General features: G+C 51.2%; 8 protein-coding genes. 1 reads left to right on the top strand and 7 read right to left on the bottom strand.

Translation table 11 applies throughout. The features are described 5' to 3' along the window. Positions 1 to 9: 9 nt before the first annotated feature. The 7 genes from ABID13_RS03860 to ssnA form a co-directional block, all read right to left on the bottom strand. Positions 10 to 312, bottom strand: a complete 303-nt coding sequence (locus tag ABID13_RS03860) for a metal-sensing transcriptional repressor (protein ID WP_048929774.1) — start codon at positions 310 to 312, stop codon at positions 10 to 12. A 161-nt stretch (positions 313 to 473) separates the two neighbouring features. Beyond that, entirely contained in the window at positions 474 to 1,856 is a 1,383-nt protein-coding gene (gene hydA / locus ABID13_RS03855; protein ID WP_007860313.1) for a dihydropyrimidinase, read from the bottom strand. A gap of 34 nt (positions 1,857 to 1,890) precedes the next feature. After that, positions 1,891 to 2,385 carry a GNAT family N-acetyltransferase gene (locus ABID13_RS03850; protein ID WP_007860314.1) on the bottom strand — a complete coding sequence of 165 codons (495 nt, stop codon included), beginning with the start codon at positions 2,383 to 2,385 and terminating at the stop codon, positions 1,891 to 1,893. A gap of 98 nt (positions 2,386 to 2,483) precedes the next feature. Further along, entirely contained in the window at positions 2,484 to 5,066 is a 2,583-nt protein-coding gene (xdh, locus tag ABID13_RS03845) for a selenium-dependent xanthine dehydrogenase (RefSeq protein ID WP_007860315.1), read from the bottom strand. A 37-nt stretch (positions 5,067 to 5,103) separates the two neighbouring features. Next, positions 5,104 to 5,343: a putative Se/S carrier protein gene (locus ABID13_RS03840; protein WP_048929775.1), complete on the bottom strand. Its 240-nt coding sequence runs from the start codon at positions 5,341 to 5,343 to the stop codon at positions 5,104 to 5,106. A gap of 140 nt (positions 5,344 to 5,483) precedes the next feature. Beyond that, positions 5,484 to 8,468: a putative selenate reductase subunit YgfK gene (ygfK, locus tag ABID13_RS03835; protein ID WP_007860317.1), complete on the bottom strand. Its 2,985-nt coding sequence runs from the start codon at positions 8,466 to 8,468 to the stop codon at positions 5,484 to 5,486. Positions 8,469 to 8,717: 249 nt separating this feature from the next. Next, positions 8,718 to 10,049 carry a putative aminohydrolase SsnA gene (gene ssnA / locus ABID13_RS03830; protein ID WP_048929776.1) on the bottom strand — a complete coding sequence of 444 codons (1,332 nt, stop codon included), beginning with the start codon at positions 10,047 to 10,049 and terminating at the stop codon, positions 8,718 to 8,720. A 326-nt stretch (positions 10,050 to 10,375) separates the two neighbouring features. Here ssnA and ABID13_RS03825 point away from each other — a divergent pair, with 326 nt between their 5' ends. Continuing rightward, a complete protein-coding gene (locus tag ABID13_RS03825; protein WP_040415099.1) occupies positions 10,376 to 11,041 on the top strand; it encodes a helix-turn-helix transcriptional regulator in 666 nt (221 codons plus the stop codon). Positions 11,042 to 11,071: the final 30 nt, after the last annotated feature.

Genomic DNA, 11,071 nt, shown 5'->3' with positions numbered 1-11,071 from the left:
TTCAGATCTCTAACGCATCAGTTTCTGGATGGTGGCCACCAGCTCGTCTATGGTCTCCTCCTTGTTGTCCCGGATATCATTTACCACACAGCTTCGGATATGGCTGGCAAGCAGTTCCTTGCTGAAGCTGTTGAGCGCTGCGTTCACAGCCGCCACCTGTACCAGGATATCCGTACAGTACGCATCCTTCTCCACCATGCTCTTAACCCCCCGCACCTGACCTTCGATCCGGTTTAACCGGTTGATCAGGCTTTTATATTCCTGCTCTGAACGCTCCTTTGTTTTATGGCAGCAGCATGTTTCCTTCTCCACTTTGCATTCTCCTGTCTGTTGTATTTTTATATACCCCAATGGGGTATCTGTTTACAAGCTGATTATATACCCTGATGGGGTATATTGCAAGCCTTTTTTTATTTTTTCATAAAAAAGGCGCTTATGCACGTGATCAGCTGTGTACATAAGCGCTTTTATGACTATAAATTATATTTTCCCCGCTTCACAAACTTGCCGGCCTTTTCAACCACCACCTGATGGTCTTTCACCACCTGACTGCCCCGCAGGAATACGCTTTCAATGCGGGCTGTCAGCCTTGTGCCCTCAAACGGCGCATAATCCACGTTCTGCACCTGGTCCCCGGCTGTCACCACATCATCCACGCCAGGCCGGAGCACTACAATGTCAGCATCACTGCCAGGGGCGATGGCGCCCTTGACCGGGTACATTCCATAGAGTTTGGCCGGATTCTCTGAGAGCAGCTGGCACATCTTCTCCTGTGTGATCCTTCCTCCATCCACACCATATGTATACAACAGGGTTCCCCTGGTCTCCACTCCGGGCATCCCCCCCGGTATCCTGGTAAAGTCATCCTTGCCAAGGGCTTTCTGCTCTGTGGTAAAGCTGCAGTGGTCCGTGGAAACCGTCTGGATGGTTCCGTCTGCCAGGGCATTCCACAAACACTGTGAATCTTCCTTTTTCCTCAGAGGCGGGGCACACACATATTTAGCTGCTTCCATGCCCGGAAGAGAATACAGGCTGTCGTCCATAAGGAGGTACTGCGGGCAGGTCTCCGCATAGACCTTCTGTCCCCTTTTCCTGGCTTCCATAATCACGTCATAGCCTTCCTTACAGGTGAGATGAACCACGATCACAGGAATGTCCACCACCTCTGCCAGGCGCAGCAGTCTGTCAATGGCCTCCGCCTCCGCTGCCGCAGGGCGGGTGGCCGGATGGCTTTCCACTCCCATCTTTCCGGCTGCCTTGGCCTCTGCCTGAAGGGCCGCGATCATTCCGCTGTTCTCACAGTGCACCCCGGTGATACCGCCCACTTCCTTTAACCTGCGCAGGATCTCAAAAATAGTCTTGTCATCCACCTGGGTATCATATGTCATATACAGCTTAAAGGAGGTAATTCCCTCCTCCATCATATCGTCCAGCTCCCTGCTCACAGACGGGTTCCAGTCTGAAATGGACATGTGGAAGCCATAATCGCAGGAGCATTTCCCATCCGCCTTTTCATGCCAGTTCCTTAATCCGTCCGCCAGGCTCTCCCCTGTATACTGGGTGCCGAAATCCACAATGGTGGTGGTGCCGCCCCTGACAGCTGCTTTAGTGCCTGTAGCAAAATCATCCGCTGTTACAGTACCTGCCACATGCAGGTCAAAATGGGTATGCGCGTCAATAAATCCCGGAAACAGCAGACAGCCTTCCACATCCACCACACCGGTATCCCGGTCCGTCAGGCGCTCAATCTCCTCCGGGCTTCCCACTGCAACCACCTTTTCCCCATGGATCAGCACATCCTCCCGGAAGCTGCCGCTGCCGGTCACCACTGTTCCGCCTTTTAATACTTGTTTCATCTTCCTCACTCTCCTGTTCTGTGATCTACACAAGTTATGCCTCATCCGCCATTTCCTGAAGCCGCTCCCCGTCAATACGATACACGGTCCAGTCACTCATGGCCTTTGCTCCCATACCCAGATAGAAATCAATACTGGGCTTATTCCAGTCCAGACACCACCATTCCAGACGGCCGCATCCCCGCTCCACTGCAACGGCTGCCAGCTGCATCAGAAATGCTTTGCCATATCCGCGGCCCCGGTACTCCGGACAGACATACAGATCTTCCAGATAAATGCCTCCCCTGCCCAAAAAGGTGGAAAAATTGTGGAAGAACAGGGCAAATCCCACGGTCTTTCCCCCGCAGCTTCCCAAAAGGACCTCGGCCTTCTCCTTTTCAAACAGCCATTTGGTCAGCAGCTCCTCCGTGGCGACCACCTGGTCCAGCATCCCCTCATAGTCAGCCAGTTCCCTTATAAAAGTAAGTATCTGAGGCACATCGCCACGTCTGGCAAAGCGGAACTCTATTGTTTCATCCATAGATGTCATCTTTCCCTCCTTATGTGGAACAAGCGAAAAGCGGGGTGTCCGCCTTTCGCTGTCCTTTTACACTGCCCGGCAGGGTGTATCTGGCCCGGCAAATGTCTTTATTTCTTTTTCTTATAGAATGTATTCTCCATTGGCAGTTTGGTACGCAGTATATGATCCATGGCATAATAAGCGCCCTGGGCGGCCGGAGCCGTGGGAATGGTAGCAATCTCTCCGATTCCTTTTGCGCCGTATGCAAATGGAAGCTGTTCTTTCTTCTCCACATAGATGGCGTGGATATCCGGAATCTGGGTAGAACGCATCAGACCCAGTGTGCCATACTTGGCCTGGGGAACACCGTTCTTTAACGGGAAGTCCTCTGTCAGGGCATAGCCCAGTCCCATAAGCACGCCGCCCTCGATCTGTCCCTGAATGGAGATCGGGTTCACCACCTTGCCGGAATCGTGGGCCGCATATACTTCTTTTACTTTTCCCTCATCATCCAGGATCACCACATGGGTTGCAAAACCATAAGCCACATGGCTCTTGGGATTGGGCACATCTGCTCCCAGTTTGTCGGTGGGGTCAAAGAATTCCGCAAAGAACTCTCTTCCCTCCAGCTGGGACATATCGCCGCCCGCTTCCTTCAGCGCCTCTAAAACATCTGCTGCAGCCATTCTGACCGCCTCGCCTGTGATCAGGGTCTGGCGGGAACCGGAGGTGGTTCCTGAATCCGGTGCAACCTCGGAATTGGCGCCCATGTTCTTAATCTGTTCCTTCTTAAGCCCGGTCACCTCAGCCACCATCTGTACGAATACGGTTGCGCATCCCTGGCCGATATCGGAGGCAGCTGCATATAATTCCACCTTGCCGTTATGGACTTTCAGCTTTGCGCGTCCCTTATCAGGAAGGCCCACGCCCACACCTGCATTCTTCATGGCACAGGCAATTCCGGCCCTGCCCTGATTACTCTCATATGCGTCCTTAACTGCCAGAAGTGTTTCTTTCAGTGCGGTGGAGCAGTCTGCGATCTGGCCGTTGGGCAGCACCTTGCCCGGTTCAATGGCGTTGCGGTAACGGATCTCCCAGGGGGAAATGCCCACTTTTTCAGCCAGCAGGTTGATATTGGATTCCAGGGCAAATTCACTCTGGCATACTCCAAATCCCCGGAAGGCTCCTGCCGGAGGATTGTTGGTGTAATAACCAAATCCGCGGATATCCGTGTTCTGGTAACAGTATGGTCCTACGGAATGGGTACAGGCTCTTTCAAGCACCGGCCCGCACAGAGACGCATATGCACCTGTGTCAAAATAGATCTCACAGTCAAGGCCTGTGAAGATTCCGTTCTCATCACATCCCAGGGTAAATGTTCCTTCCATTGCGTGGCGCTTCGGATGGAAATTAATGGATTCCTGTCTGGAGAAAATCACCTTAACAGGTCTCTGTACCTTTAATGCAGCCAGTGCGGCAATATGCTGGGTGGAAACATCTTCTTTTCCGCCAAAGCCGCCGCCAACCAGTTTATTTTCCACTACAATGCGGTCCGGATCCCAGCCCAGCATAATGGATATCTCCTTGCGGGTATCATACACGCCCTGGTCTGAGGAGTAGACTTTAACACCGTCCTTGTACGGGAATGCCACAGCACATTCCGGTTCCAGGAATCCGTGCTCTGTAAACGGCGTGGTATAGGTCTGGGTCACCACATACTTGGAATTCTCCAGCGCTTTCTTTGCATCTCCGCGGGTCACATGGCGGCTCTGGCACAGATTTCCCTTTTCGTGCACCTTTGGCGCATCCTCAGCCATGGCCTCATGGATGGAGCATACGGGTGTCAGTTCCTCATAATCAATCTTGACCAGTTTTTTTGCATCTTCCAGGATATCCCTTGTCTCAGCCACTACCAGGCATATGGCATCGCCTACACACCGGGTGATGTCACCCTTTGCGATCATAACGTCCCAGTCCTGTTGGAGATGCCCCACCTTATTATTGGGCACGTCTTCGGCTGTCAGCACAGCCAGTACGCCCGGAAGTGCCATGGCCTCCTGGAAATTGATATCCAGCACTTTGGCCCGGGGATACTTAGAACGCACTGCGGAGGCATATACCATTCCCTCCATCTCCACATCTCCCGGATATTCACCATATCCCAGCACCTTTTCCCTCACATCCAGACGGAATGCGCGCTCTCCCACGCCATAAGAATCCCCTTTTTCCAGGGATTCCTCAATCTTTGCATCCCCTCTCAGGATCGCTGCTGTCAGCTGGATCCCTTCTATGATCTTCTTATATCCGGTACAGCGGCAGATATTTCCCTTCAGGGCAAACTTGATCTCCTCCTCTGTGGGATCCGGAACCCTGTCGATCAGCGCCTTTCCGGCCATTACCATACCGGGAGTACAGAACCCGCACTGCACGGATCCCATTGCGCCAAAAGCGTACACAAAGGCTTCCTTCTCCGCATCGCTTAACCCCTCTGTGGTGATGATGTTCTTACCCACTGCGCGCTTCGTGGTCAGTATACAGGATTTAACCGCCTTCCCGTCTACCACGATCGTACACGTACCACAGGCCCCCTCACTGCATCCGTCCTTAACCGAATGGAGATGAAGGTCCTCCCGCAAATAGCGCAGCAGCGGTTTATCCTCGCTGGTGCTGCGCATCACACCGTTTACTGTAAAACTATAGTTCTCTCCCATCTTTACCTCCTGCCTTCACGTTCCATCGCAAATAGCTTTATAAAAAAAGATTATAAGTCCCCTCTGTCTCTATCCCGGCCTCCCGGATCAGCGTTTCAAGCGTTTCCCTGTCACCGGCCGGGGCGCTCCAGGCCATGCCGCATCCGGCGCTGATCTGCCGTGGGACAGGTATGAGCCGCCCCGGACTCCCGGACTCTTTTGCGCTCCGTTCCATTTTCATAGCCATGGTTGTGGTGTGGAACGTAAATACCGCCTTTTCTGCCTTTTCCCTTGCCATACGGAAACACCTCGTCCCACTGTCATACTCTGTTCCTGACAGAAGCTTTTGTCTCTATTCTCGCGCGAGAATAACGTTACTTTTTTAACAATCTTGTGATAACAGAGTTCCCATATTTATATGGGAACTCATTTTTTTATTTATAGCATATAGGAATAATCATTGATCACAGCTGCAATTATCTTCCGGATCCCCTCCGGTACATCCTCATTAGCGGAGCCGACCGTATAATCCGTCACCTTGCCCTGAAGCCTTACCTTGCATGTGCCTGCCGCCGCATCTGTTACCGTGAAGCCCTGATTCTTACTGTTCTCCATATCCGCCTCATTGGCAAACAGGGTGAATTTGTCAAGATAAGGAGCGCTGTCCCATGGGCAAAAGCTCTTACAGTTGCCGCACTCATTACACATATAGTCCACATGGATGATCTGGTGCTTATCCATTCCCGGCACTACCAGGGAAATGTTAGCCCTGTTGGGGCATACTTCCACACAATTCTCACAGTAGCTGTTACAGGACAGACATCTGGTACTGTCAATGATCTGGTCATTTTCCTCCGCCAGCCTGCCCTTGCGTCCATAGATGGTATCTGCATCAGACTGTTTGAACAGGTCTTCTGCCAGAACCTTTCCAATGATGGCCTCAGCTGCCGCCTTGCCATCGCGGATGCCCTCCACAACCGTTGCCGGTCCGAAGAGGCCGTCACCAGCCACGTACACGCCCTTTACAGAGGTCTCCAGTGTATCCTGGTTTACCTGAGGACGTCTTCTGCTGTCCAGAACAATACCGCATTCCTCATAGAACGCGCCCGGCACCTTCTCACCTACGGCTGCGATCACAGTGTCAGCGGGAACGGTCACGATCTCATCCGTCTCCACCACACCGCGGCGTCCGCTGGCATCAAATTCGCCCAGAACCATCTTCTTGCAGTACAGGTTTCCGTTCTCCAGCTTAACAGGGGCCAGAAGCTCCGCAAACTCAACTCCGTCCTCCACTGCCATTACCAGTTCTTCCTCGTCAGCCGGCATATAACGTCTGGTTCTTCTGTATACCAGGGAAACCTTCTCAACGCCTTTATTTCTCTTGGCCGCCCTTGCGGTATCCATGGCTGTGTTGCCGCCGCCGATAACCACAACGTTCTTTCCTAATTCCACATTTCCGTCCGTGGCCTTAAACTGTGCCAGGAAATCCAGCGCATTCATGGTATCCCCTGCCTCCAGCTTAAGGATCCCCTTATCGGAAGCGCCCACGGCCAGGACCACATAATCATATTCTTTCTTTAATTCATCAACGGATGTGATCTCTTTTCCAGTGACCAGTTCCACGCCCATGGCCGCAACAATCTTCACGTCATTGTCAATTGCCTCATCTGAGATACGGAAGCCCGGGATCACATTGCGGACAACGCCGCCCATCTTTTCTTCCTTTTCAAAAACAGTGACTTTCATGCCGCCTCTTGCCAGGAAATAAGCCGCTGCCAGTCCTGCTGGTCCTCCGCCTACCACAGCCGCCTTCTTGTCAGTGGTCACAGCCGGTTTCTCAAACTTGGCCATCACTGCCTCAAAGCCGCCCTCAGCCGCCTCTAATTTAGTCCTTCTGATATCCACAGGGCTCTCATAGAAGTTTCTGGTACATTTGCTCATACAGTTATGGGCACAGATAGTACCGGTGATAAACGGAAGTGGGTTCTTGTTAAGGATGACCTCCAGCGCCTGCTCAAACTCACCTGCTCCTGCAAGCTGCAGGTATCTGGTGATATCCTGATGGATGGGGCAGCCTTCCTGGCAGGGAGCCACAAAACAGTCCGTAAGGGGCACCGGCTTCTTGATCTTTCTGGACGGAAGGGGCTTTACCGCCTTTACATGGTGCTTGTCGTTCTTCACAGCTTCTACCAGTGCAGCGGCTTTGTCCCCGTCCACACCTTCAAATGCAGCAACGTCCTTGCCCGCAAAGATCTGTCCGATCTGCTCCAGCCTCTCATAACCGCCGGGCTTTAACATGGTGGTTGCCATGGTTACAGGCCAGATGCCCGCGTCCACGATATCTTCAATATTAAAGTAATCAGCGCCGCCTGAATAGGAGATGCGCAGGTTTCCGCCAAAGTCCTTGGCCAGTCTCATGGCAACTGACATGGATAATGGATACAGGGACTTTCCGGACATGTACATCTCTTCGCTTGGAAGCTCGTTCTGCTTTACATCCACCGGGAATGTATTGGTGATCTTAACGCCGAATTCCAGCCCCTTCTCATCCGCCAGGGCCTGCAGTCTCTGAAGCATGGGAACCGCATCCCCATACTGCAGATCATCCTTAAAGTGGAAATCCCCGAATGCAACATAGTCGTAGCCCATGTCATCCATCAGCTTCCTTGCATACTCATAGCCCAGAAGGGTGGGATTGCATTTGATGAATGTATGTACTTTCTTCTCCTCGATCAGGTAGCGGGCAATGCGCTCGATCTCCTGCGGAGGACATCCGTGCAGGGTGGAAAGGGTAATACAATTGCACACCTCCGGTGAAATGCTCTCCACGTCTTCCTTAGTCACCTTCTCAAAACGGTCCAGATGATCCAGGAGCCACTGTCTGCACTCGTTAAATACAGGGGCTGCGGAAGCATCCTTCATTCCCTCGATAAACTTGTCGATCTTCTCTGTCTTGATGCCGTCCAGGTCATAGCCAACGGACATGTTAAACTGGAATCCGTCCATTGCGCCAAGGCCGTATTCCTTTGCCAGTACCTTACATGCAAACCAAGCCTTCACGTACTCGTCAAATGCCTGGGGCACGTACAGCTCTGTGGACCACTCACAGTTATAGCATTCATCATCCGCCTTGATACATGGCTTTGCAACGGGAAGGTCCTCGCCGTCCAGCTTCTGTACGGTCTTCAGTTCAAAGAAACGGCTGCCTGCCACGTATGCGGCTACAATGTTCTGGGTCAGCTGGGTGTGGGGTCCTGCCGCAGGGCCAAAGGGTGTCTCCAGCTTACGGCCGAATATCTCATAGTTCTTAGATTGGTCTGCAACAAACGGTCTCTTGATCCCAAAAACAGCACCTTTCTCGTGCTCCTTAAGAATCCAGTTCATCAGATTTCCAAATGGAATCGGTGTCATAATATCGCTCATTTTATCTTATCCTCCTTGCCTTTCCCCGTTTTTTACCGGGGGCTTACCTTATTATAAGCACCAGACCAGGTCCCAGCACCGGATACAATCTCCTCCATCCGGCCAAGCCGCCCAGGACTGTCCGTCCTGAGGTGCTAAATCCCGCCGCCCTGCAATCATTGTCTACTTAAATTATACATGCTGTGCATTTTTTTATATAGAGGAAAGCCTATCCATCCCTGGAAGGCGGTTCCTCATTTACCTTCAAGCTTAACCGTTGATGGAGCGCTCCAGCTTCTTAGCCTCTTCCCTAACTTCATAGAGGATCTTCTCCTCATCCATGCCCACCAGCTCCCTGTCTTTCATCAGGACCTTGCCGTTACATACAGTGGTGACCACGCTCCTTCCGGTCATGCCGAACAGGATATGCCCGTTGATATTAGAAGCATCCATGGGGGTTAAGGGGATATAATCCGTGACGATCACATCAGCAGCAGCACCTTCCCTCAGCACTCCCAGGGGCTTTTTAAAGTAACGGTTTGCAATCTTTGCATTGCCCTCAAAGAGCATCTGGGGAACCTCTCCCCATGCAGCGTTGGCATCGCACAGGTGATGCTTGTGCAGCACGTTCGCAACCTTAAAGGACTCTGTCATATCATGGGTGTAGCCGTCTGTTCCAAGACCGGTCAAAATACCTCTGTGTACGATCTCCATGGTGGGAGGGCATCCGCATGCATTTCCCATGTTGGATTCCGGGTTATGTACAACCATGGTATCCGTATCCTTGATCAGCTCCATCTCGTGGGGATTCACATAGATACAATGGCCCAACAGTGTCTTGCTTCCTAAAATATTGCAGTCCATGAGACGGTCCACGATCCTCTTGCCATACTTTTTCAGACAGTCATGAAGATCCTCGATCCCCTCAGCCACATGGATGTGGTATCCAACCTCGGCGGGCTTGTTGGCTGCCGCCAGTTCCATGGTCTCATCTGAGATGGTAAACTGGGCATGCATACCCATCATGCCGGCAAACATGTCTGTCTGGTCAGCCAACGCATGTTTGATCCATGCCGCATTCTCCATAACAGCCGCCTTTGCCTTGTCCATACCGTCCCTGTCGGAAACCTCATAACACAGACAGGTCCTGATCCCCATCTCCTTAGCGGCATCCTCTATTGCAAACAGGCTGTCGTGGATCTCGCCAAAGCTTGCATGGTGGTCAAATACAGTGGTCACACCATTCTTAATGGAATCCAGATAAGTCGCCCTTGCGCTCTGGCGTGTCTGCTCATTGGTCAGGTGGCGGTCAATGGTCCACCACATTCCGTCCAGGATATCCAGAAACCCCTTGGGATTGTAGCCCTTGATGGAAAGCCCTCTGGCCATGGCGCTGTAGATATGCTCATGGGTATTGATGAACGCCGGCATGATGACGCCCCCCTTAGCGTCAATAAATTCAGCCTCAGGAAATTCCTTCCTGATCTCCTCCAGTGTTCCAACCTTACTGATGACTGTTCCATCCATTGCCACGGCACCGTTTTCAATAAATGGATTTTCAGCGTCCCTTGTCACCAGACGTCCGTTCCCGATCACTAACATAGCCTCTTCTCCTTTTCTTTTATAAAATGCTTATAAATTGTATGTATCAGTGTGAAACAATTTGTCCTAAAAGCCTTATTAAATTCATAAACTTTAATAAGATAGAACAGGACTTCCTGTAACCCTATACTAACACCTTATAAACTCATTTGCAAGCATAAAATGCAAAATTTTTTAGATATTCTAAATTTTTTTGTAAAAACCTCTTGCAATTCATTTTTTTTGTGCTATGATGGAATCATAAACAACGCATCACAAATTAGCGAAATGTTTATTGTACAAAGTAACCATAATTTGAAGAGTCCGAGGAAAGGAAGATGAAAGCTATGTCATACACACTAGACCTGCTGAAACAGCTTGCAGATGGCCTTGCGAGACAGTTCGGACCAGACTGTGAAATTGTGATCCACGACCTGGAAAAGCATGACTTGGAACACTCCGTTGTACATATTAATAACGGGCACGTGACCAACCGCCGGGAAGGGGACGGTCCCTCCAAAGTAGTATTAGAAACACTTCACAAGGACCCGGCTACCTTAAAAGACCATCTTGGATACCTGACCCGTACATCCAACGGCAAGATATTAAAATCAAGCACCTTTTACATTCGTAATAAGGAGGGCACATCCATTGATTACCTGCTTTCCATCAATTACGATATAACCGGACTGATGACTGTGGACCGCTCCATCAAGGCGCTCATCGATACCGAACCCCAAGCGGATGTGAAACAGCAGCCCGAGCAGATCGTCCACAACGTCAATGACCTGTTAGACACCCTGATCGAACAGTCGGTGGCTCTCATAGGAAAGCCTGCCGCACTGATGAATAAGGAAGAAAAGGTAACCGCCATCCAGTTCTTAAATGATGCGGGCGCTTTCCTTATTACCAAGTCAGGAGATAAGGTTTCCAAGTACTTCGGAATCTCCAAATTCACTTTGTACAGCTACATTGACGTAAACAGCCGCAAGTCCGATGACAAGAACGGCTGACCTGATGACGGCAACACATAACATGAACAT

Source organism: Enterocloster citroniae, from assembly GCF_040545455.1.
Taxonomy (GTDB): Bacteria; Bacillota; Clostridia; order Lachnospirales; family Lachnospiraceae; genus Enterocloster; species Enterocloster citroniae.
Note: the sequence above shows the minus strand (reverse complement) of the source record. Positions and strands in the feature narration are given on the sequence as shown.

Excerpts from the sequence above, each read along its gene's own strand:
- ABID13_RS03825 (WP_040415099.1), top strand. The coding sequence starts at position 10,376 with ATGTCATACACACTAGACCTGCTGAAACAGCTTGCAGATGGCCTTGCG.
- ABID13_RS03850 (WP_007860314.1), bottom strand. The coding sequence starts at position 2,385 with ATGACATCTATGGATGAAACAATAGAGTTCCGCTTTGCCAGACGTGGC.
- xdh (WP_007860315.1), bottom strand. The coding sequence starts at position 5,066 with ATGGGAGAGAACTATAGTTTTACAGTAAACGGTGTGATGCGCAGCACC.
- ABID13_RS03840 (WP_048929775.1), bottom strand. The coding sequence starts at position 5,343 with ATGGCAAGGGAAAAGGCAGAAAAGGCGGTATTTACGTTCCACACCACA.
- ssnA (WP_048929776.1), bottom strand. The coding sequence starts at position 10,049 with ATGTTAGTGATCGGGAACGGACGTCTGGTGACAAGGGACGCTGAAAAT.
- ygfK (WP_007860317.1), bottom strand. The coding sequence starts at position 8,468 with ATGAGCGATATTATGACACCGATTCCATTTGGAAATCTGATGAACTGG.
- hydA (WP_007860313.1), bottom strand. The coding sequence starts at position 1,856 with ATGAAACAAGTATTAAAAGGCGGAACAGTGGTGACCGGCAGCGGCAGC.